The sequence below is a fragment of the Paraburkholderia sp. J11-2 genome, assembly GCF_905220185.1.
Taxonomy (GTDB): Bacteria; Pseudomonadota; Gammaproteobacteria; order Burkholderiales; family Burkholderiaceae; genus Paraburkholderia.
The window spans coordinates 1-22,004 of record NZ_CAJMYY010000054.1 but is presented as its reverse complement, the minus strand read 5'-3'; the positions used below and the strand labels follow the sequence as shown (position 1 = coordinate 22,004).

Annotated in this window: 21 protein-coding genes; 9 read left to right on the top strand and 12 right to left on the bottom strand. The window is 65.1% G+C overall.

Going from position 1 to position 22,004, the window contains the following annotated elements:
• Nucleotides 1-8 precede the first annotated feature (8 nt).
• Nucleotides 9-806: a 4-hydroxy-tetrahydrodipicolinate reductase gene (dapB, locus tag U5A57_RS40205; RefSeq protein ID WP_321917780.1), complete on the bottom strand. Its 798-nt coding sequence runs from the start codon at nt 804-806 to the stop codon at nt 9-11.
• A gap of 179 nt (nt 807-985) precedes the next feature.
• The gene (locus U5A57_RS40200) at nt 986-1,921 is read right to left on the bottom strand and encodes an outer membrane protein assembly factor BamE (RefSeq protein ID WP_321917779.1); all 936 of its coding nucleotides are present in this window, start codon (nt 1,919-1,921) and stop codon (nt 986-988) included.
• 136 nt (nt 1,922-2,057) lie between these two features.
• Between U5A57_RS40200 and fur the strand changes: the two genes are divergently transcribed.
• Complete coding sequence (gene fur, locus U5A57_RS40195; protein ID WP_065065157.1) at nt 2,058-2,486, top strand: ferric iron uptake transcriptional regulator; 429 nt, start codon at nt 2,058-2,060, stop codon at nt 2,484-2,486.
• A gap of 99 nt (nt 2,487-2,585) precedes the next feature.
• Here fur and U5A57_RS40190 read toward each other — a convergent pair whose 3' ends face one another.
• The 3 genes from U5A57_RS40190 to U5A57_RS40180 all read right to left on the bottom strand — a co-directional run bounded on the left by U5A57_RS40190 (nt 2,586) and on the right by U5A57_RS40180 (nt 5,542).
• Nucleotides 2,586-3,098, bottom strand: a complete 513-nt coding sequence (locus U5A57_RS40190; RefSeq protein ID WP_321917778.1) for an ureidoglycolate lyase — start codon at nt 3,096-3,098, stop codon at nt 2,586-2,588.
• A gap of 13 nt (nt 3,099-3,111) precedes the next feature.
• Nucleotides 3,112-4,131: an allantoicase gene (gene alc / locus U5A57_RS40185; protein ID WP_321917777.1), complete on the bottom strand. Its 1,020-nt coding sequence runs from the start codon at nt 4,129-4,131 to the stop codon at nt 3,112-3,114.
• A 67-nt stretch (nt 4,132-4,198) separates the two neighbouring features.
• A complete protein-coding gene (locus U5A57_RS40180; RefSeq protein ID WP_321917775.1) occupies nt 4,199-5,542 on the bottom strand; it encodes a C4-dicarboxylate transporter DctA in 1,344 nt (447 codons plus the stop codon).
• 312 nt (nt 5,543-5,854) lie between these two features.
• Here U5A57_RS40180 and U5A57_RS40175 point away from each other — a divergent pair, with 312 nt between their 5' ends.
• Entirely contained in the window at nt 5,855-6,580 is a 726-nt protein-coding gene (locus tag U5A57_RS40175) for a FadR/GntR family transcriptional regulator (RefSeq protein WP_321917773.1), read from the top strand.
• Between the two features lie 61 nt (nt 6,581-6,641).
• Here the strand turns inward: U5A57_RS40175 and gap are convergent, their stop codons facing one another.
• Both gap and tkt read right to left on the bottom strand, forming a co-directional pair.
• Entirely contained in the window at nt 6,642-7,652 is a 1,011-nt protein-coding gene (gap, locus tag U5A57_RS40170; protein WP_027820982.1) for a type I glyceraldehyde-3-phosphate dehydrogenase, read from the bottom strand.
• Nucleotides 7,653-7,789: 137 nt separating this feature from the next.
• Nucleotides 7,790-9,832: a transketolase gene (tkt, locus tag U5A57_RS40165; RefSeq protein ID WP_321917771.1), complete on the bottom strand. Its 2,043-nt coding sequence runs from the start codon at nt 9,830-9,832 to the stop codon at nt 7,790-7,792.
• A 342-nt stretch (nt 9,833-10,174) separates the two neighbouring features.
• On the opposite strand from tkt, the gene speE reads away from it, so the two are divergent.
• The 3 genes from speE to U5A57_RS40150 all read left to right on the top strand — a co-directional run bounded on the left by speE (nt 10,175) and on the right by U5A57_RS40150 (nt 12,317).
• The gene (speE, locus tag U5A57_RS40160) at nt 10,175-11,038 is read left to right on the top strand and encodes a polyamine aminopropyltransferase (RefSeq protein WP_321917769.1); all 864 of its coding nucleotides are present in this window, start codon (nt 10,175-10,177) and stop codon (nt 11,036-11,038) included.
• 105 nt (nt 11,039-11,143) lie between these two features.
• Entirely contained in the window at nt 11,144-11,557 is a 414-nt protein-coding gene (locus tag U5A57_RS40155) for a VOC family protein (RefSeq protein WP_321917767.1), read from the top strand.
• A gap of 19 nt (nt 11,558-11,576) precedes the next feature.
• A complete protein-coding gene (locus U5A57_RS40150; RefSeq protein WP_321917765.1) occupies nt 11,577-12,317 on the top strand; it encodes a 16S rRNA (uracil(1498)-N(3))-methyltransferase in 741 nt (246 codons plus the stop codon).
• Between the two features lie 102 nt (nt 12,318-12,419).
• Here the strand turns inward: U5A57_RS40150 and U5A57_RS40145 are convergent, their stop codons facing one another.
• The 3 genes from U5A57_RS40145 to U5A57_RS40135 form a co-directional block, all read right to left on the bottom strand.
• Nucleotides 12,420-12,977, bottom strand: a complete 558-nt coding sequence (locus tag U5A57_RS40145) for a barstar family protein (RefSeq protein ID WP_158759016.1) — start codon at nt 12,975-12,977, stop codon at nt 12,420-12,422.
• A 7-nt stretch (nt 12,978-12,984) separates the two neighbouring features.
• On the bottom strand, nt 12,985-13,380 hold the full coding sequence (locus U5A57_RS40140; protein ID WP_415774717.1) for a ribonuclease: 396 nt from the start codon (nt 13,378-13,380) through the stop codon (nt 12,985-12,987).
• Between the two features lie 307 nt (nt 13,381-13,687).
• Nucleotides 13,688-15,982, bottom strand: a complete 2,295-nt coding sequence (locus U5A57_RS40135) for an NADP-dependent malic enzyme (RefSeq protein WP_321917762.1) — start codon at nt 15,980-15,982, stop codon at nt 13,688-13,690.
• Nucleotides 15,983-16,167: 185 nt separating this feature from the next.
• Here U5A57_RS40135 and thiL point away from each other — a divergent pair, with 185 nt between their 5' ends.
• The 4 genes from thiL to U5A57_RS40115 are packed head-to-tail and all read left to right on the top strand — an operon-like array spanning nt 16,168 to nt 18,831.
• Complete coding sequence (gene thiL, locus U5A57_RS40130) at nt 16,168-17,157, top strand: thiamine-phosphate kinase (protein WP_321917760.1); 990 nt, start codon at nt 16,168-16,170, stop codon at nt 17,155-17,157.
• Nucleotides 17,147-17,704: a phosphatidylglycerophosphatase A gene (locus U5A57_RS40125; protein WP_321917759.1), complete on the top strand. Its 558-nt coding sequence runs from the start codon at nt 17,147-17,149 to the stop codon at nt 17,702-17,704. Before thiL ends, U5A57_RS40125 begins: the two co-directional genes overlap by 11 nt.
• A 34-nt stretch (nt 17,705-17,738) precedes the next feature.
• The gene (locus U5A57_RS40120; protein WP_321917757.1) at nt 17,739-18,239 is read left to right on the top strand and encodes a CinA family protein; all 501 of its coding nucleotides are present in this window, start codon (nt 17,739-17,741) and stop codon (nt 18,237-18,239) included.
• A 55-nt stretch (nt 18,240-18,294) separates the two neighbouring features.
• Entirely contained in the window at nt 18,295-18,831 is a 537-nt protein-coding gene (locus tag U5A57_RS40115) for a cupin domain-containing protein (RefSeq protein ID WP_321917756.1), read from the top strand.
• Nucleotides 18,832-18,971: 140 nt separating this feature from the next.
• Here the strand turns inward: U5A57_RS40115 and U5A57_RS40110 are convergent, their stop codons facing one another.
• Both U5A57_RS40110 and U5A57_RS40105 read right to left on the bottom strand, forming a co-directional pair.
• Nucleotides 18,972-19,901 (bottom strand): OmpA family protein, encoded by a 930-nt coding sequence (locus tag U5A57_RS40110; protein ID WP_321917754.1) that lies wholly within the window; start codon nt 19,899-19,901, stop codon nt 18,972-18,974.
• Nucleotides 19,902-19,954: 53 nt separating this feature from the next.
• Nucleotides 19,955-22,004 (bottom strand): YadA family autotransporter adhesin (locus U5A57_RS40105; RefSeq protein WP_321917753.1); only part of this gene is annotated, 2,050 nt, incomplete at its 5' end.

Sequence of the window (22,004 nt, the reverse complement as noted above, 5' to 3'; positions counted from 1 at the left end):
GGAAACGCTCAGCGCAGGCCGAGCACGTCCTGCATATCGTACAGGCCGTTGGCCTTGTCCTGCAGAAAGCGCGCGGCGCGCACGCTGCCTTGCGCGTACGAAAGGCGGCTCGAGGACTTGTGCGTGATCTCGATGCGCTCGCCAATGCCCGCGAACAGCACCGTATGATCGCCGACGATATCGCCGCCGCGAATCGCCGAAAACCCGATCGTCGAGGGGTCGCGCTCACCGGTCACGCCTTCGCGGCCATACACGGCGCATTCGTCGAGATTGCGGCCGAGCGCCTTTGCCACGGCCTCGCCCATCGCAAGGGCAGTGCCCGAGGGCGCGTCGACCTTGTGGCGATGGTGCGCCTCGATGATCTCGATGTCGTAGCCGGTCTCGAAAAAGCGCGCCGCGTATTCGAGCAGCTTGAGCGTGACGTTCACGCCCACGCTCATGTTCGCCGCGAACACCACGCCGACCTTTTGCGCGGCCGCGCCGAGCTGCGCCTTTTGCTGGGCGTCGAAGCCGGTCGTGCCGATCACCATCTTCACGCCGTGGCGCTGCGCCGCCTCGAGGTGCGCGAGCGTGCCTTCGGGGCGCGTGAAGTCGATCAGGCAGTCGCTTTGCGCGAACACCTGCTCGATGTCGTCGGTGATGCGCACACCGGTGTCCTTGCCGAGGAACGCGCCAGCGTCCTGGCCAATGGCGGCCGAGCCCTTGCGCACGAGCGCGCCCGAGAGCGTGACGTCTGGCGAATTCAGAACGGTTTCGATGAGCATGCGGCCCATGCGGCCCGATGCCCCGGCGATTGCGATTTTCATGAGTCTTCCTGCCAATGTGTCGCTGGCCGCGGCGCGGGGTGCCACCCGGTGTCACCAGGCGCCACGAAGCACCGCCGCCAAAAAACGCGGCGGCCGGTAGTGACACCCGGCCGCCGAATCGAAGCGTGGCGCGCCTCGCGCACCCCGCCCTGCCTGTTTTACCGGCTGGGTCAGCCGGCTCAGTTGCTCGGGGCCGCAGCCGCCCCGGAAGCCGGCACCGTGGGCGGCGCGGCGAGCGCCGAATCGCGCGCCGGGCCAGACGGCGCCGTATTGGTGTCGCCGGTGCCCTGCGCGCCGGCGGTCGGGCCGACCGGGTTGCTCTGCACGCCCTGAATTTGCGGCTGCGGCTGGCGATGCAGCTGGACCTGCGACGGCATCGTGCCGACGTTCTGCGGCAGCGCCGACGATTGCGGGTTGCCCGCGCGCACCGAAGGCGTTAGGCCGGCAGGCGTTTGCACGGCTTCCGTGGCGCGGTTTGCGGCGGCGGCGGCCTGCGCGTTGGCGTCCTGCGGCAGCGCACTGGTGGCGGTGCCGAGTTCGGACGACGGCGTGCGCGCCGTATCGCCGACCGTCGGGCCGGTCGCGCTCGTACCCACGTCGGGCGCGCCCGCTGCAGCCGCCACCGGCGCCGAAGCGCCCGATGCCGGCGCAGCCGCGACGGCCTTCTTCTTGCCGCTGCGGTCGCCGTCGATTTCGGCGAGCAGTTCGAGGTTCGACGGCAGGTCTTCACCGCCCGACCAGCTCGCTACGCGATCGCCTTCGAACAGCACGACGAAGTCACGCTGCTGAACCACGGCGGTCGAGCCGCGCTTGAAATAGAAGATATAGTCCCAGCGGTTCGCATGGAACATGTCGGTGAGGAGCGGCGTGCCGAGCAGCTGCTTGACCTCGGCCCGGGACATGCCCACCTTCATCTGCGCCGCGGCTTCCGCCGAGACGAAGTTGCCTTGCACGATGGTAATGCGGTAAGGCGTAATGCTTTGGGCGATGCTCTGCGTCACGCTGTTGTAGGTGGAACAGCCGGCGAGCGCCGCGAACGCGGCCGCAGCCAGCAGGGTGCACGCCAGGCGGCCGCCGTGCATGCGCCGGCCGATCGTTGTGAATTCTGGAATCATTTCCCTCACCGAGCGGGCTTTTCGCGAAGCCGCGCGTATTCTGTAGAAGATCGTTCGAAGTTCCGGCGAAAATGCCCGGAACGGTAAAAACGCATTAACATAACAACCTAGCATTGTACTCCAGGGACTTATCGTCATGACCAATCCAACCGATCTCAAGAACATCGGCCTCAAGGCGACGCTGCCTCGCCTCAAGATCCTGGAGATTTTTCAGCATAGCCCGGTTCGTCACCTCACCGCAGAAGACGTCTACCGCAACCTGCTGAACGAGGAGCTCGACATCGGCCTCGCCACGGTCTACCGGGTCCTCACGCAGTTCGAGCAGGCTGGGTTGCTCACGCGCAGCAACTTCGAATCGGGCAAGGCGGTGTTCGAACTCAACGAAGGCAGCCACCACGACCACCTCGTGTGCCTCGACTGCGGAATCGTTGAAGAATTTTTCGACCCCGAAATCGAAAAGCGCCAGCAGATGATCGCCAACGAGCGCGGCTTCAAGCTCCAGGAACACGCACTCGCCCTGTACGGCGCCTGCACGAAGGAAAACTGCCCGCACCGCAAGCACTGACCGCTTGCCGCTTGCAGGCTGCAGAAGAGAAAACGCCACGGCAGACCTGCCGTGGCGTTTTCATTTGGTGAACCGGTCTTGGGGAATGCCGGCCCGACTTCAGGCGGGCACGAGCGACGTGTCGGCCTGCACGAGCCGCCAGGGCTCTGCGAGCGCGATCTCATCGCAGTTCGGCTGGGTGCCGCCGCGGTCGACCACCACGAAGTCGCTCACCCGCTCGAAGGCGAGCAACGGGTGATGCCAGACGCCTTTGGCGTAATTGACGCCCTGCCCGCGCCCGGCCCAGAACGCGCGAAGCCCCGCCGGATCGAACTCGCCCGCCGGCGCGACCACCACAGCGTAGCCCGCGTCGCCAAGCGGCACGAATGCCTGGCTGCCGAGCGGATGCCGCTCCATCATCGCGATCTCGACGGGCCACGCGCGCGGCTGGGCGCGAAACACGCTGACGATGGGCCGGCCGCCCGCCTCGTTCACGTCGATGGCGGCGAGGTCGTGAAAGCGCTCGGTCGTGCCGCCGTTGATCGGAAAGTGGCGCGCGCCGGCGACTTCGATCACGTCGCCAAACGGCGCGAACGCCTCGCGCGTCAAGGGTTCCATGTGCAGGATCTGCATCGCGGCTCCTCGTTCAGACCGGTTCGCCCCACAGGCGCAGGCGCGACACGCCGCCGTCCGGGAAGATGTTGAAGCGCACGTGCGTGACCGGGCCGAGCGCGGCAATCGCGCTCTCGAACACGTGTTGCTTGTCCATTTCGAGCTTCTGCTCGCCGAGCAGCGCCGGCCAGAACATCGCCTGGGTGACGAGCGAGTCGTCGGTGCCGCCCGTCACGCTCGCCGCCTGAAGCGAGCAGCGGTCCGGGTAGTTGCCTTTGAAGTGCGCCGTGTCGACTTCGATCTTGCGGATGATGCCGGGCCGCGCGAGCGCCACGATCGCCCAGTCGTTGCCCGGTTCGCGGCGGCGGCGTGTTTCCCAGCCGTCGCCCATGTTCACGCCGCGCCCGGGCATCAGGATCGTGGCAGCGAGCCCGAAGTGCTGGTTGTTGGCCGCGACGAGATACGCGCCGTTTTCGATCGCCGCGAGATCGACGAGGCTGCCGCGCTCGACCGTGCTCCAGTCGCGCTTGGGCTGCCCGTACACGCGCAGGCGCGCGAGACCGCCATCGGGAAAGAGATTCACGCGCAGATGCGTGAACGCGCGCGTATCGCGCACCTCGACGTAGTGATGCTGATTGCCCTGCAGCGTCGTCGCCGGGACGATGGTCTGCCAGTCGGCGTTGTCGCCTGGCGTTTCGTCGTCGCGAACCTGCGCGTAGCACGCCTCGATCGAAGCCGCCGGCGGAAAATTGCCCGTGAAATGGCTCGTGTCGAGATCCAGACCGTAGATCACGCCGGGGCGCGCGAGGCGCACGATGCAAAAGTCGTGGCCGGTCGTGCGCTTGCGGCGCGTTTCCCAGCCGTCCATCCACTTGCCGTGGTCGTCGTATTTGCCGGGGATGAAGACCGCGGGCTGCGGTTCGAGCATGCGCTCCTTCGGCGCGAAGAATTCGTCGCTCGCGTGGAGCGCGCGGGCGCCCAGACGCGGATCGGCGAGGTTCATGTAGCGGCGCGTGAAAGCGGGGGCGTTGGGGTCGAGAGTCGGAATGGCCATGATGGTGTCGTTCGCTTGAGTGGATCCGTTGATCGAAGAAAAGCGGCGCTCGGTGCGCCGCCGAAGTTCAGGCATGCGCGTGCTTGCCGCCAAGCGCGCTGTCTTCGCCGTGCGCGGTGTCCGTGTCGCTGTCGCCTGCCGGCACGAAGCGGAAACCTTCGTCGAGATTCAGCACCCGCCTGGCGCGCACCTTGTCGATGTCGTGCTCCCACACGGCGACCACCACCGTCGCCACACAGTTGCCAATCAGGTTCGTGAGTGCGCGAGCGATGCCGACGAACCAGTCCACCGGCAGAATCAGCACGAGGCCGAGCACGGGAATCGCGGGAATGGCGGAAAGCGTCGCGGCGAGAATGACGATCGCCGAGCCGGGAATGCCGTGCGCCCCCTTCGAGGTGATGAGCGAGACCAGCACCACGACGATGAGGTCGTGCATCGACAGCGGCGTGTTGGTCGCTTGCGCGATGAAGATCACGGCGAGCGTGAGGTAGATCGAAAAGCCGTCGAGGTTGAACGAGTAGCCCGTCGGGATCACGAGACCCACGGTGGAGTCCTTCACGCCCATGAATTCGAGCTTGCGCATGATCTGCGGCAGCACGGCGTCCGACGAAGCCGTGCCGAGCACGATCGAGAGTTCTTCGCGCAGGTAGCGGATCAGCTTGAACACGCTGAAGCCCGCGAGGCGCATGACAATGCCGAGCACGACCGCGACGAACACGATGCAGCTCGCGTAGAACACGATCACGAGCAGCCCGAGTTGCTTGAGCGACGCCACGCCGTAGGTGCCGGTCGTGAACGCGATCGCGCCGAGCACGCCAAGCGGCGCGAGCTTGATGATGAAGCCCATCACGCGGAAGAACACCTGCGAGAGTTCGTCGATCAGGCTGTTCACGCGCTGCGCCTTCGGGCCGAGCAGCGAGAGCGCGCTGCCGAACAGCACCGAGAACACGAGAATCTGCAGGATGTCGCCCTTTGCGAAGGCGTCGAAGGCGGTCTCGGGAATGATCTTCAGCAGGAAACCGGCAGTGTCCTTCAGGCTCTTGGCGTGCTCGGTGTAGGTCGCGAGCGAGGCGGCGTCGAGCGAGCGCAGATCCACGTTCATGCCCGCGCCCGGACGCGTGACGTACGCGAGCACGGCGCCGATCACGAGCGCGACGGTCGTCATCGCCTCGAAATACACCACCGATTTCAGGCCGACACGGCCCACCTTCTTGAGGTCGCCCGCGTGCGCCATGCCGCTCACGACCACGCAGAACACAATGGGCCCGATCACCATCTTGATGAGCTTGAGAAAGCCGTCGCCGAGCGGCCGCAACGATTGGGCGAAATGGGGAAACACCGCGCCTACCACGATGCCCAGTACGAGGGCGATCACTACGCGACCAAACAGCGAATTGAAGAACTTCGTCACGACTGTCTCCTATGTCGATGGGACTTGGAGCAACGCTCCTTAGTCCCATCCCATGCAAAGCCAACGAGGGGGAGCAAGCAACTGTTCTGACTGGTCTGACCAGCACTGTTATGGCGGATAGTAGGAAGCCGATATACCGGAGTCAAGGTCGGGAGACGGGGTGTTTACCCTTGTGCGGTCTGACCAGTTTGCGGGCCGGATCTGGGCGCCTTGAGCGGCGGCGCAAAGGGCGTTGATGCGGTGCGTCATGCAGCAAAGCCGCGCAGGACTACAATACCGGTCAGACCACGCGAACGCAGCCCGCGCCAACCGATGAAGAACGTTCCGCACACCGTTACCGACGCCGCTATCGCCACGATTCGCGAACGGATCGAAGGCGGCTTGTATCCGGTCGGCAGCCTGCTGCCCGCTCAGCGGCAGCTTTCCGAGGAACTGGCGATCAGCCGCGCGTCGCTGCGCGAGGCGCTCTCGACGCTCGAGGCGCTCGGCATGCTGTCGATCCGCGCGGGCAAGGGCGTGTACGTGACGAGCGCGCAGGCCACGAACGCTCACCCGTGGCGCTTCGCCGACCAGTCGTCGCTGCCCGACACCTACCAGATGCGCTACGCGCTCGAAGGCTTCGCCGCGCGCATGGCGGCGCTCGCCATCGGCGACGCCGACGTTGCGTGGCTCGAGGCGAACACCGAAGCGCTGCACAGCGCCCTCGCCTGCGACGAACTCGACGAAGCCGCGCAACTCGACTTCGAGTTCCACATGCGCATCGTGAATCTCGCGGGCAATGCGGCGATCGAATCGATCCTGCGCAGCAGCGCCGACATCATGAAAGAAAGCCAGCGCATGCCGTTCTACCGGCGCGAGCGCGTGCTTTCCACGCATCGCGAGCACGGTCTGATCGTGGTGGCGCTCAAGGCGCGCGACTCAGTCGCAGCCGGCGAGGCAATCGAGGCGCACATCGCCAATGCGGCACAGCGTGCGGGCGTGTACTTCCCCACGCCGCCCGCGTTCGCCGCCGCATCACAAAGCACCATCGAAAAATAAGGACGAAAAAAAACCGCCCGGAAACACTTCCGGGCGGTTTTTCATGCAGCTACGAGCGTGCTTACTTCGCGTTCGCGAGCGCCACAGCCGTGTCCAGCATGCGGTTCGAGAAGCCCCACTCGTTGTCGTACCAGCTCGACACCTTTACGAGACGGCCCGAGACCTTCGTGAGCGTGGCGTCGAACGTCGACGATGCCGGGTTGTGGTTGAAGTCGATCGAAACCAGCGGTGCGGTGTTGTAGCCCAGGATGCCCTTGAGCGCGCCTTCCGAGGCTTCCTTCATGATCGCGTTGACTTCTTCGACCGTCGTGTCGCGCTTGGCGATGAACGACAGGTCGACGATCGACACGTTGATGGTCGGGACGCGGATCGCGTAACCGTCCAGCTTGCCATTCAGTTCCGGCAGCACGAGGCCGACAGCCGATGCCGCGCCCGTCTTCGCCGGGATCTGGCTGTGCGTGGCCGAGCGCGCGCGGCGCAGGTCTTCGTGATAGACGTCCGTCAGAACCTGGTCGTTCGTGTAAGCGTGGATCGTGGTCATCAGACCCGTTTCCAGACCGATCTTGTCGTTCAGCGGCTTGACGAGCGGTGCCAGGCAGTTGGTCGTGCACGATGCATTCGAGATGACCGTGTCCGTCGCCTTCAGCACGTTGTGGTTCACGCCGTAGACGATCGTCGCGTCGACGTCCTTGCCGCCCGGCGCCGAGATGATGACCTTCTTCGCGCCGCCCTTCAGGTGGGCGCTGGCCTTTTCCTTGGTCGTGAAGAAGCCCGTGCATTCGAACACGATGTCAACGCCCAGCTCGCCCCACGGCAGTTCTGCCGGGTTGCGGTTGGCCAGCACGCGGATACGGTCGCCGTTGACGACGAGGTAGTCGCCGTCGACGCTGACTTCGCCCGGGAACTTGCCGTGAGCCGTGTCGTATTGCGTCAGATGCGCGTTGGTCTTCGCGTCACCCAGGTCGTTGATCGCAACGATCTGGATGTCGTGCTTCTTGCCGTTCTCGTAGAACGCGCGAAGCGTGTTACGGCCGATGCGGCCGTAGCCGTTGATAGCGACGCGAATGGTCATGGTTTATCTCCTAAGGGCTGAAAAATTCTGAAACCAGTGCTGCGCTGGCGACAACGCCGGGCTGGGGCGGCCAGACGGGGCGCTCAAGGCAGCGGGCCCGCCAGATCTTGCCGATCAGGCGGGCCCGTAACGCATGCTTAGTTGTCGAGCGCGGCCTTGGCCGTTGCTACGACATGATCGACCGTGAAGCCGAAGTGCTTGAACAGCACGCCAGCCGGGGCCGATTCGCCGAACGTGTCGATGCCGACCACGCCGCCTTCGAGGCCCACGTACTTGCGCCAGAAGTCGGTCACACCGGCTTCGATCGCGACGCGGCGCACGCCCTTGGGCAGTACGCGCTCCTTGTACTCGGCGTCCTGCTTATCGAACACGTTGGTCGACGGCATGGACACCACACGGGCGCCGATGCCTTCGCGCTGCAGCGCTTCAACAGCCTTCATCGCCAGTTCGACTTCAGAGCCCGTGGCGATCAGGATGATCTTGCGGCTCGGGATGTCGTCGTTCCAGTCCTTGAGCACGTAGCCGCCCTTGGCGATGTTCGCGATCTGGGCGTCCGTGCGCTCGTTGAACTGCAGGTTCTGGCGGCTGAAAATGAGGCTCGACGGGCCGTGATGCGCGATCGACTCGGTCCAGGCCACCGCGGTTTCCACCGTATCGGCCGGACGCCAGAGCGTCATGTTGGGGATCAGGCGCAGGCTTGCGACCTGTTCGATCGACTGGTGGGTCGGACCGTCTTCGCCGAGACCGATCGAGTCGTGCGTGAACACGAAGATCGACGGGCACTTCATCAGCGCGGCCACGCGCAGCGCATTGCGGCTGTAGTCGGAGAACGTGAGGAACGTGCCGCCGAATGCCTTGTAGCCGCCGTGCAGGTTAATGCCGTTGAGCGCGGCGCTCATGCCGAACTCGCGCACGCCGTAGTTGATGTGGTTGCCCCACTGGATGCCGGTCTCGCCGGCCTTCGCGGCGCGCACGGGCTTCGAGGCCTTCCAGTTGGTGAGGTTCGAGCCGGTCAGGTCGGCCGAGCCGCCCAGCAATTCCGGCAGTGCGGCGGCGAGGCCTTCGATGGCTTGCTGCGAAGCCTTGCGCGTAGCAACCGTTTCCTTGCGCGAATCGGCGCCAGCGACGATCGCGGCGGCCTTCTGCGCCCAGTCGGCGGGCAGCTTGTGGGCCATGCGGCGCTCGAACTCGGCGGCTTCGGTCGGGTACTTCGACTGGTACGCGGCGAACTGGTCGTTCCACGCGGCTTCGAACTTCGCGCCTGCGGCCTTCGCGTCCCAGTCTGCGTAGACTTCTTGCGGCAGCGTGAACGGCTCCCACTTCCAGCCTGCGGCCTCGCGCCACTTGGCGATTTCTTCGCCGCCGAGCGCTGCGCCGTGCACGTCGTGACCGCCCTGCTTGGTCGGCGCGCCCTTGCCGATGATGGTCTTGCAGCAGATCAGCGTGGGCTTGTCCGAGGCCTTGGCCTTCTGGATAGCCGCGTCGACCGCATCCACGTCATGGCCGTCCACGTGCGGGATCACGTTCCAGCCGTAGGCTTCGAAACGCTCCGGCGTGTTGTCGTGGAACCAGTTGACCACGTCGCCGTCGATCGAGATGCCGTTGTCGTCGTACAGCGCGATCAGCTTGTTCAGCTTGAGCGTGCCGGCGAGCGAGCAGGCTTCGTGCGAGATGCCTTCCATCAGGCAGCCGTCGCCGAGGAACACGTACGTGTGGTGATCGACGATCTTCGCGTCGGCCTTGTTGAACTCTGCTGCGAGCAGCGCTTCAGCGAGCGCCATGCCAACCGCGTTCGCCAGACCCTGGCCGAGCGGGCCCGTGGTCGTCTCGACGCCCGGCGTAATGCCGAACTCGGGATGGCCCGGCGTCTTCGAGTGCAGCTGACGGAAGTTCTTGAGCTCCGCCATCGGCAGGTCGTAGCCGGTCAGGTGCAGCAGCGAGTACAGCAGCATCGAGCCATGGCCGTTCGACAGCACGAAGCGGTCGCGATCGCTCCACAGCGGGTTCGTCGGGTTATGGCGCAGATGGCGCGACCACAGCGCAACGGCAATCTCGGCCATGCCCATGGGCATGCCGGGGTGACCGGAGTTCGCTTGCTGAACGGCGTCCATGGACAGCGCACGAATGGCGTTGGCCATCAACTGGGTGGTAGCGGGGGAGGCGGAGGACGAGGTCGTCATGTCGAGTCCGGAAGTGTGCAAAAAGCGGCGTGGGCGGCGCTGGTCGCGAACAGCGCAAACAGCGGGCGCACACAGCAGCGCGAGGGTCCGGAAGCTCGGCAAATCGCCCGCTCGGGCGCACATGCGGCGCCTGGAGACGCGAAACGGCCGGAGCAAACGGAGAGGGCTGCAAAGCGGAATATTCTAGCAGATCGTGGGGATTATCCCTGGCCGTAGGGCGCGGGGAATGCGGCATGCGGCCGGTGCCGGCCTGCCTCGGGAAGGGGCGAATCCAGGAACCCTATAATGCCGCTGTTGGCCCCATTTTTTCGCGCGCTCGTTTGCACGACGCCCAAGACCTTCGTGAGCGAAACACTCCTCTTCCATCCCGCCGCCGACGCGCTCTATGGGTTTCCGGGCGCACGCCGCCTCGCGGCCGCCGATACGCCGTGGCAGCGCATCGAAGTCTGGGATACGCCGCAACTGGGCTGTCTCTTCACGCTGGACGGGCGCCCGATGACCTCGGCCGGCGACGAATTCATCTATCACGAGTGCATGACGCACCCGGCCGCGCTCACCCACCCCGCGCCGCGTGCCGCGCTCGTGCTGGGCGGCGGCGACGGCGGCGCGGCGCGGCAACTGCTGCGCCATCCGGGCATCGCGCGCATCGTCGTGGCGGAACTCGACCCGGACGTGGTGCGCCTGACAGGCGACTATCTGCCCGAGGTACGCGGCGACGCCTTTGAAGATCCGCGCGTCGAACTCGTGATCGGCGATGCGGCGGCCTTCGTCGCCTCGACGCAGGAACGCTTCGATCTTGTCGTGTTCGATTTGACCCCGCCGGATTCGCCCGCGGCCGGGCTGTACACGCCAGAGTTCTACGCCGCGCTCAAGCGCGTGATGAGCGCCGACGCACTCGTCTCGCTGCATCTCGGCTCGCCGTTCCATCACCCGGAACGCGTGGCGGCGCTGCTTGCCGGACTGCGCCGGGCCTTCGCCGTCGTGCGGCCGCTTGCCGCCTATGTGCCGTTATACGGCTCGCTTTGGCTCATGGCCATCGCGAGCGACACGCTCGACCCCGGCAGCGCCGGTCTGGCCAGGCTGGAAGCGCGCATGGCCGAGCGTCAACTCGAAGGTTTGCGATATTACGACGTCAAGTTGCACGCTACGCTCTTAGAAGCTCCACTCACAGCGAGAGATAAACTAGGCGAATTCCTACAGCTTTAGCGACCCTGCCCGTGGAAAATGGCAGGTTCCCAACGCTTTCATCGCGCGCCCACGCTCAAAGCGACGGCCGGCGCCTCATCCTAACCGCGAATCTGGAGAGACTCGATGACCCCACCCCGCCCTGCCGGCGTGCCGTGGCTGACCCCGTATCTGACGGTGCGCGACGCGCGCGCGTCGATGGACTTCTATCGGGCGGCGCTTGGCTTTGCGGTACGCGATAGCGTGGAGGACGACGGCGCGATCATGCACGTGGAGATGACGTACCACGATCAGTTGATCGTCATGTTCGCGCCGGAGGGTGCATTCGGTTCGACGGCGCGCACGCCCAAAAGCGCACAGACCGTCGCGCCGCAATCTTTTTATCTGTATGTCGACGATGTCGACGCGGTTTATGCGCGGGCGCTCGAAGCCGGCGCAAAATCGCTGAGCGAGCCACAGGACCAATTCTGGGGGGACCGCTTCGCGCAGGTCGAAGACCTCGACGGTTACCGCTGGGCGCTTGCTCGCCACTTGTCCTGAATCAATGAGAAATAGTCTTATGCCCCGCTTTTTCGTCGGCAGCGCCCTGCAATCCGACGAGGTTGTCACCCTTCCCGACGAAGTCACGCGCCATGTTCAGGTGTTGCGCCTGCAGCCCGGCGACACGATCGTGCTGTTCAACGGCCTTGGCGGCGAGTACAGCGCCGAGATCCTCGGCATGGAGCGCCGCGACACGCAGGTGCGCATTGGCCCTTATCGCGACTTCGAAGCGGAGCCGCCTTACCGGCTCACGCTCGCCCAAGGCATTGCCGGCAGCGACAAAATGGACTGGCTGATCGAAAAGGCCGTCGAACTGGGCGCGACGAACTTCGTGCCGCTCACCACCTCGCGCAGCGTCGTGCGGCTTTCGGGCGAGCGAGCCGTGCGCCGCCAGGCGCACTGGCAACGCATCGTGCAAGCCTCGTGCGAACAGTGCGGGCGCAACCGCATGCCCGACGTCGCGCCCACGCGCGAAATCGCCACTTGGCTTGGCTCGCTGCCGAAGCGCCCCGGCGAAGGAGAACTGCGCGTGCTCCTCTCGCCGCGCGCCAACGTCTCGTTCTCGACCTTGCCGATCGACCCGCCCTCGGGCGAGGTGACGGTGCTGGTCGGGCCTGAAGGCGGATTCTCGTCGCCGGAAGAAGCCGCGGCGCTCGACCACGGTTTTATCGCCGTGGGACTCGGGCCGCGCGTTTTGCGCACCGAAACGGCGGGCATCGCCGTGCTATCGGCGCTCGCCGCCCGCTGGGGTGGCTGGTAAGCCTCAGCACCCGGGAAAACCACTGGTAAAAATGACAAAGCCCGCCGAAAGGCGGGCTTGTGGTTTTCTGTCGCATGCACGCGACGAAACGCGAGCCGAAGGTCAGGCGAACGAATAAAAAACGCGGAACGGCACCTTGCGCTCGGCCCAGTATTCGGAAGCCTCGCGAAATACGTCGAGCAGCGTCTCACGCCCGTCCTTGTCGAACTTCTGGGCAATCGGCAGTCCTTCCAGCACGATCACGAAACCCGGCTGCTCGCCGGCCTTCTGCACGAGATCGGTCAGACAGTCGTACAAGCCGTCGTAGTTCTTGCCGAAATGCTTCGGAAACAGAAACGATGTGGCAATGGTTTCGAGCACTTCCTGCTTGGTTTGCGCGTTCGCGCAGAACGCATAGAGGAAATGCTGCTGCAGCCGCTGGGCTTCGTCCGAGAGATCCTGAATGCGAAACGCCCGGATCGACTGGACAATATTCGGCTGCACGGTCGAAAACAGGCTCATGGCCCCCTCGTTCGATGAAAGCCCCGCCTCATCCTGGCGCGCCTCGCTGTCTTGCTTCAACTGCATGACGCGCTGGAACAGGTTGCCCTCCCCGGACGCGAACAGATCGCTCGCGACCCGGGGGTCGTGCGCGTAAACGTTATCGCTCATGCCGCTCATCCCGGTGTCAATCAATAATTCGCCTGAAACTGGCGTAGTGGTCGTCGGAGTAGTAACAGTTGTCGGTCTGCTTGCGCGGACCGCCGCAAACAATGCGCCTGGCGCCGCGGTTGTGCGCGCTCGGCGTTGGGACCGTGTATTCGTGATAGTAGCCCCGCCGATGCGGTGGCAATATCCGTTCAAAATTCCCGAATACGACGCCGTCCTTCTCGTAAGGGAACGGGCCGCCCGCCGCAATCAGGCTCAACGTGGCCACCGCCTCACGCGGAAGTTCGTTGACCGAAATGCTGCCGACTGAATTACCCGCGTCTTCCGGCTGATTCGTGCGCGCCTGAGCATCACCCGCTGCCAGCGCTACGGTTGCGACTAGCGCCACCGCTGCGGCGCGCCACAAGCTAGACAAACCGCCGCCGAAACAATGAGTTAGACGAGGGGCCATTGCCTGGTTCCCGCTTCCCTGGTTACGCGTTCGACGACCATGAAAGGTGTAAGGGTATCGCTAATGATGCCTGGAAGCAACGTTCGTCAAGCGAGGACGACCAGAGCTTGACCGCGCACAAGGGCCAATCCGGTAAATTTTACAATCTCATTTTGCGCGATTTTGGCCGATCGCGCAGGATCTCGCGAGCAAAAAAATCGGCGCACTCGCGAGAGTGCGCCGATTTTGGGGACAGCGTTACCGGCGTTGCCGGCAACCTGCGCGAGCGAGCTTAACGCGTCGCGTTCACATCTGCGACGAGCAGCGCCGTCATGTTGACAATGCGCCGCACCGTGGCGGAAGCCGTCAGCACGTGCACCGGCTTGGCGGCGCCGAGCAGGATCGGCCCGATGGCGATGTTGTTGCCCGCCGCCGTCTTGAGCAGGTTGTAGGAAATGTTCGCCGCGTCGATGTTCGGCATGATGAGCAGATTCGCTTCGCCTTCGAGCGTCGACTCCGGCAGGATTTCCTTGCGCAGGTTCGCGTCGATCGCCACGTCGCCGTGCATTTCGCCGTCCACATGCAGGTCCGGCGCGCGCTCCTGGAGGATGGCGAGCAGGTCGCGCATCTTCTGCGCGCTAGGCGCGTTGCTCGAACCGAAGTTCGAGTGCGAGCACAGCGCGATCTTCGGCTCGATGCCGAAGCGGCGCACTTCCTCGGCCGCCATGATGGTGATTTCCGCGAGCTGCTCCGGCGTCGGGTCGACGTTCACATGCGTGTCGACGATAAAAATCTGGCGGTTCGGCAGCACCAGCGCGTTCATTGCGGCATAGACGTTGCAGCCTGCCTTCTTGCCGATCACCTGGTCGATGAAGTGCAGGTGGCGGTGCGTCGTGCTGACCGTGCCGCAGATCATGCCGTCGGCCAAGCCCTTTTCCACGAGCATCGAGCCGATCAGCGTCGTGCGGCGGCGCATTTCGAGCTTCGCCATTTGCTGCGTGATGCCCTTGCGCGCCATGAGCTTCGCGTAGCTCTGCCAGAACTCGCGGTAGCGCTCGTCGTGGTCGGTGTTCACGACCGTGTAGTCCTGCCCGGCCACGAGACGCAGGCCGTAGCGCGCGATACGCTGCTCGATCACCGAGGGGCGGCCGATCAGGATGGGCTTGGCCAGCTTTTCGTCGACCACGATCTGCACCGCGCGCAGGATGCGCTCTTCTTCGCCCTCGGCGAACACGATGCGCTTCTTCTCCGGCTCCACGGCGCGCGCGAGCTGGAAGATCGGCTTCATGGTCGTGCCGCTGTGGTAGACGAACTGCTGGAGGTGCTGCTCGTAGGCGTCCATGTCCTCGATCGGACGGGTCGCGACGCCCGAGTCCATGGCCGCCTTGGCCACGGCCGGCGCGATTTTCACGATCAGACGCGGGTCGAAGGGCTTCGGAATGAGGTACTCGGGCCCGAACTGCAGATCCTGAATGCCATAAGCCGTGGCCACCACGTCGCTCTGTTCCTGGCGCGCCAGCTCCGCAATCGCATTCACGGCGGCAATTTCCATCTCGCGCGTGATGGTCGTCGCACCCGCGTCGAGCGCACCGCGGAAGATGAACGGGAAGCACAGAACGTTGTTCACCTGGTTCGGGTAGTCCGTGCGGCCCGTGGCGAGCACGGCGTCCGGGCGCACTTCGAGCGCGAGCTCCGGCAGGATTTCCGGCGTGGGATTGGCGAGCGCGAGAATGAGCGGCTTCGCGGCCATCTGCTTGACCATGTCCTGCTTGAGCACGCCGCCCGCGGAAAGGCCGAGGAAGATATCGGCGCCTTCGATCACTTCGGCGAGCGTGCGCGCGTTGGTCTCGCGCGCGAAACGCTCCTTGTCCGGGTCCATCAGCTCGGTGCGGCCCTTGTAGACCACGCCCGCGAGGTCGGTCACGATGATGTTTTCGAGCGGCAGGCCAAGATCGACGAGCAGGTCCAGACACGCCAGCGCCGCCGCGCCCGCGCCCGAGGCGACGAGCTTGACTTCCTTGATGTCCTTGCCCACGACCTTCAGGCCGTTCGTGAAGGCCGCCGCCACCACGATGGCCGTGCCGTGCTGGTCGTCGTGGAAGACCGGAATCTTCATGCGCTTGCGCGCCTCACGCTCGACAATGAAGCACTCCGGCGCCTTGATGTCTTCGAGGTTGATGCCGCCGAACGTGGGTTCGAGCGCCGCGATCACGTCGACGAGCTTGTGCGGGTCCGTCTCGTTCAGCTCGATGTCGAACACGTCGATGCCCGCGAACTTCTTGAAGAGCACCGCCTTGCCTTCCATCACGGGCTTCGAGGCGAGCGGTCCGATGTTGCCGAGACCGAGCACGGCCGTGCCGTTCGACACGACGCCCACGAGGTTGCTGCGCGCCGTGAAGCGCGCGGCGTTGAGCGGATTCTCGACGATCGCCTCGCATGCGAACGCAACGCCCGGCGAGTACGCGAGCGAGAGGTCGCGCTGATTGATCATCTGCTTGGTCGGCGCAATCGCGATCTTCCCCGGCGTGGGAAACTCGTGATAGTCGAGTGCGGCTTCGCGGAGTTTGTTCGTGGCGGGATTCGACATGGGAGGCAGGACGTTAGTGCAGATTAGAATAACAACTCGAACGCTAATTCGAAGGCATTGTAGCGCCAATCTCCGACAGCATTCCTTACAGTTCGGGCGCAGGTGCCGCGACCGCAATGAGGGGAACACCGCGCCCGCGCGCCCTTCGCAGCGTCGGACACATCACTTGTCATAGACCTTTCGACATGCTTTCCGAGTTCTCCCTGATCGACCGTTATTTCGCGCGACGCGCCCGAACGAACACCCAACGCGCCGCGCTCGGCATCGGCGACGACTGCGCGCTCATATCGCCCGCTCCCGGCGAAATGCTGGCCGTCTCGACGGATATGCTCGTGGAAGGCCGGCATTTTTTCCCCGATATCGATCCGCACGCGTTGGGCCACAAGGCGCTCGCCGTCAATCTGTCAGACCTTGCCGCGATGGGCGCGCAGCCTTTGGGCTTCACGCTGGCGTTCGCGCTTCCCAAGCCGGGCGAAGACTGGCTGGCCGCATTCAGCACGGGCCTTTTCGAGCTGGCTGACCGCTTCGACTGCGAGCTGATTGGCGGCGACACCACGGCGGGCCCGCTCAATCTTTGCCTGACGGTGTTCGGCTCGGTGCGTCAGGATGTCGCACTTCGGCGCGACGCCGCGCAGGCGGGCGACGACATCTGGGTTTCCGGCACGCCCGGCGACGCACGCGCGGGCCTCGGCATGCTGCGTGGCGAATGGCAGGTGGACGAGCCGGACGCCGCCTACTTTCGACGCGCGCTAGAGTATCCCGAGCCGCGTGTCGCGCTCGGCCTCGCGCTACGCGGCGTCGCGCGCGCGGCGCTCGACGTGTCGGACGGCCTTGCCGGCGACCTGCGCCACATTCTGGAACGGTCGAACCTCGCCGCGACGATCGACGTCGACGCCCTGCCGCTCTCGCCCGCCCTCGCGCGCCTGCCGCGCGAGGTCCAACTGCAGTGCGCGCTCGCGGGCGGCGACGACTACGAACTGTGCTTCACGGCGGCGCCGGCGCAACGCGCAGCGGTCGAGGCGGCCGCGCAACAGGCGGGCGTGCGCGTCACGTGCATCGGTACAATGAGTGCCCTCGCGTCGCCTCAGGCCACCCCCGCAATCGCCTGGCGCGACGCCGCGTGCAAACCGCTCAACCTGAAGTTGCAAGGTTTCGACCATTTCCATGCAGACTGACCCCACGCCCTCTCCCGCCGACGAACTCGCGACGGCCGGGCGGCCGGAGCCCCAGCCTGGCGGTCCGCGCCGCGCCGACGCGCCGTTCATGCTCACGCATCCGTTTCACATCATCTCGCTCGGCTTTGGCTCAGGGCTCTCGCGCCTCGCGCCCGGCACGGCGGGCACACTGTTCGCGTGGGCGGCGTTCGAGGTGCTCAACCGCTACCTCACCGTCACGGAGTGGGGACTGCTGATCATCGTGGGCTTCTTCGCGGGCATCGGCATTACCGGGTTCACGGCGAACAAGATGCGCGTGGAAGACCCTTCTGCCATCGTCTGGGACGAGATCGTCGCGTTCTGGCTCGTGCTGCTCATGATCACGCCTGTCGATTTCATGGGCCGGCTCTGGGCCTTCGTGGTCTTCCGTTTCTTCGACATGGTGAAGCCGCCGCCCATCCGCTATTTCGACCGGCGCTTCAAGGGCGGTCTCGGCATCATGCTCGACGACATCGTCGCCGCTTTCTTTACGCTGCTCGTCATCGCGCTCTGGCGCATGTCGGTCTAACCCCACCTGAGCGCCACTTCAACGGATTGCTGCAATGCCTACCGATTCCGTCGTCCACCAACTTGCCATCCGCGTCGGCAACAAGCTGCGCGACGGGCGGCTCATGCTCGCGACCGCCGAGTCCTGCACTGGCGGTATGGTCGCCACCGCCATCACCGATATTTCAGGCAGCAGCGGCTGGTTCGAGCGCGGCTTCGTCACTTACTCGAACCAGGCTAAGACCGAAATGATCGGCGTGCCGCCCGAACTCATCGAAAAGCACGGCGCGGTCAGTGAGCCGGTGGCGCGTGCGATGGCCGAAGGCGCGCTCAGCAACAGCCGGGCACAAGTTTCGCTCGCCATTACCGGAGTCGCCGGTCCGGGCGGCGGCACGCCGGAAAAGCCAGTCGGCATGGTGTCGTTCGGCTGGAGCAACCGCCTGCATACGAGCGTCGAAACGCTGGTCTTCAAGGGCGACCGCGAGCAAATCCGCGTGCAGGCCGCCACACACGCGCTGCGCGGGCTGCTCGCGCTCATCGACGAACAGGAACGCTAATACCGGCCGGCGCCGCGCAGGATCGCTGGACGGCACCACTACGGAGGCGCACGCCATGGCTACCGCGAATGCCGCAGTCGAAGAACTGATCCGCCGCTTCGGGCTCGAGCCGCACCCCGAAGGCGGCTACTACAGCGAAACCTACCGCGCCGACAAGTTCGTGCGCCGCGACGGCGCGCCTGCAGAAGAGGGAACGCGCGCGGCCTCCACGGCCATCTACTTCCTGCTCGCGGACGGCGCCTATTCGGCCTGGCACCGCATCCGCTCCGACGAGCTCTGGCACTTCTACGCGGGCTCGCCCCTCGAGATTCATTCGATCGACGAGCGTGGCGTGCTCTCCACGCGCAAGCTCGGCCATGCGTTAGACCATCCGGGCACGGTATTCCAGGCCGTGGTGCCGGCCGGGCACTGGTTCGCGGCGCGCTGCTGCGATCCGTCCACTTATGCGCTGGTGGGCTGCACCGTTGCGCCGGGGTTCGAGTTCAGCGAGTTCGAAATCGCCGATGTCGACGCGCTCGTGGAGAAGTATCCGCTGCACCGTTCGATCATCGAGCTGTTCGGCAAACCCGCGTCGGTCGCGAAAAAGGATTGAGCGGCGCTGCGCATCTCGAAAATCTAGGATAAAAAAACGGCGTGCCCGAAAGCACGCCGCAATCGCCCTACCACTCCAGGCGGTCTCGATGAGATCGCCCTCGGGCTCGCGTTCCCTACGCGCGAGCCCTTGTTCCCCACTTACTGCATGGAGATCTGTACACGCCGGTTAGGCGCAAGACATGCCACCACGGCCGCTGTCGCCTTCTTGCCCGGGCAGGAATTCACCGGGTCGGCTGCGCCGCGGCCATTCACTTCGAAGCGCTCCGCCATCACGCCTCGGGCCTGGAGCGCGCTCATCACCGCTTGCGCCCGTTGCAGCGACAACTTCTCGTTATGCGCCGCCGAGCCGAACCGGTCGGTGTAGCCATCGATCTTCAGCAGCCGAAGCTTCACGTGCGAATCGCGAACGCGCTGCGCGAGCTCGTCGACCATCTGCTTGCCTTCCGGCTTCAGCACGGCGCTGTCGAAGTCGAACAGCGCGTCAGCCGATAGCGAAACCGGCTTCGCCAGCTCGGGCGGCGGCGGAGGAGGCGGCGGCGGCACGCACTTGTCGAGCTCGCCGTTCACCTGCTGCGCAAGCTTCTGCGCGCGCTCGATCGAGTCCCAACCGTGCACCCAGCGCGTGCCGTGCGTTTCGTCCTGCTCTTTCCAGGCTTCGTCGGTCAGGGCAGACAAACGCCCCGCATCCTCGCCGCGGCATGGCGACTGCGACGCGCGCTCGTTCGTGCGCTCGATTTCCTGCAGCGCATTCACCCATTTCTCGCGCGTTTCGACCGGCGGCCAGTTCTTCTGGCCGTAGATCGGCTGGAACGGCACACTGCCGTCGATAAAGTGACGGCCGTTGTTCAGCGCACCCGCCGCGGCGTCGTTGTACACCTTCGAAACGAGCACGTGGCTGTCCTGGCGCTGCGCAATCTCGAGCCATCCTTCGGCCAACCCGCGCTGATACGGGTCGGTGATTTTCTGCGCGGCGGGCATCAGCGCCTCGGCATCGCTGCCCACGCTGGCGAACGCTTGCGCGCTCATCAGCGCGGCCAGCAGTGCGCCGCATATCAAAGTTTTCTTCATGGAATTCTCCGTGCCCGCCACGGTTTCCCGTGGCGGGCCTGGGTCACGGTCGATCAGAACCCGAACGTCGCGCCAACCGAGGCGCCGACGCTACCGCCGCCCGTCGACTTCGACACGTGCGCGTTCAGGAGCAGGCGATCGGACACGTACCAGTTCGCACCGAGTGCCAGCGCGGTTTCGCCACCGTACGTACCCGCCGCCGCAGCCATCTGGAAGTTGCCTTCCGCCCGTGCGTTCGGGATCAGCGACGAAGCCGCCATCGCTGCGGCGCCCAGCGAGTTCATCTGCTTGCGCACGACGCTGATCTGCTGGTTCGTGTAGGCGTTGGACTGCTGCGTGGCCTGCTGAACCGCGTTGCCCGTTGCGTTGTTGACCGCGTCGTTCAACTGGTTCACGTTGACCGCATCCGTGCCCGCCGTGCCAGCCGCGACGTTGGTGATCTGGCGTTCGTTGCCCGCCGAACCCACCGACACCGTGTTGTCACGATCGGCCACCGAACCTGCGCCCAGTGCGACCGCGTTGTTCGCGCTTGCCGTCGAGCCCGCGCCAAGCGCCGTGGACTGGTTGCCGCTCGCCAACGCGTTCGCGCCAGCCGCCGTAGCATGCGTACCGCTAGCGGTCGCTGCTTCGGTATTGCGGTCCCCTTGCGCCGTGAACATCGGGTCGGACGCGTTCGCTGCCGCGTTGTTCACCACGCTCATCAACTGTGCGTAGTTCACCGCGTCATCGTCCGACGTACCGGCCGCCACGTTGTGGATCTGAACAGCGGTGGTCGAACCCGCGCCGCCCAGTGTGATCGAGTCGTGCGCCGACGAGTCGTACGTCACCGCGTTCGCGACCTGGCCTGCAATGCTCGTGACGCTCTGCTGCACCGCGTACAGTTGCGAACCGTTCACCGCATCCACGCTCGAAGCGTTCACTGCACCGTTCGATACACCCGTCAGCACACGTGTACCCGCCGTGCCCGTGAAGTCCACGGTCGTACCACCGGTCGCTGCGGCCACCGTCACCGTGCTCGTCGGCGTGGCTTGCTGCACCAGGCCGATCGTGCCGTTGTTGATGTTGTTCGTCAGGTTCGTGATGTCCGTCGTGTTCTGCGTCACACGGCCGTCCAGGTTCGTCAGCGCGCCGCCCACGTTGTTGAACGTGCTGCCGCCGATGTTGTAAGTCGGAGCCGAGATCGAACCATCGCTGTTCACCGTCGAACCGCCGCCCAGCGCGTCAGCCGTCGAACTGCCCAGTGCGTAGAGCTGCGAACCGTTCACTGCGTCAAGGCTCGATGCGCTCACCGCGCCGTTCGCCACGTTGTGCAGTGCGACTGCCGAAGTGGCACCCGTACCGCCCAGCGTCACCGAGTCATGCGCCGACGAGTCGTACATCACCGCGTCCTGAAGCTGACCGTTGATGTTCGTGATATCGCCCGACAGGTTCGAGATGCTCTGGTTCGTTGCGTACAGCTGCGAGCCATTCACCGCGTCCACGCTCGATGCGTTCACCGCGCCGTTCGACACACCGGTCAGAACACGCGTGCCTGCCGTGCCCGTGAAGTCCACGATCGTGCCGTCCGTGTTCTTCGCAACGGTGATGTTGCGCGTCGTCGGATCCTGCTGCACCAGACCAATCGTGCCGTTGTTGATGTCGTTGATCACGTTGGTCACGCGGCCATCGACGTTCGTCAGTGCGCTGCCGACGTTGTTGAACGTGCCACCATTCAGAACGTACGTCGGGTTCGAGATCGAGCCGTCCGGGTTCACCGTCGAGCCGCCGCCCAGCGCGCTGGCCGTCGAGCTGGCCGTGTTGTACAGCTGCGAGCCGTTCACCGCGTCGAAGCTCGATGCCGAGACGTCGCCCGCTGCCACGTTATGCAGTGCCACCGCCGAGGTTGCCGACGTGCCGCCCAGCGTCACCGAATCATGCGCCGACGAGTCGTACATCACCGCGTCTTGAAGCTGACCGTTGATGTTCGTGATATCGCCCGACAGGTTCGAGATGCTCTGGTTCGTTGCGTACAGCTGCGAACCGTTCACTGCGTCGTAGCTCGATGCGCTCAGCGTGCCGTTCGCCACGTTGTGCAGCGCCACTGCCGAAGTCGCGCCCGTACCA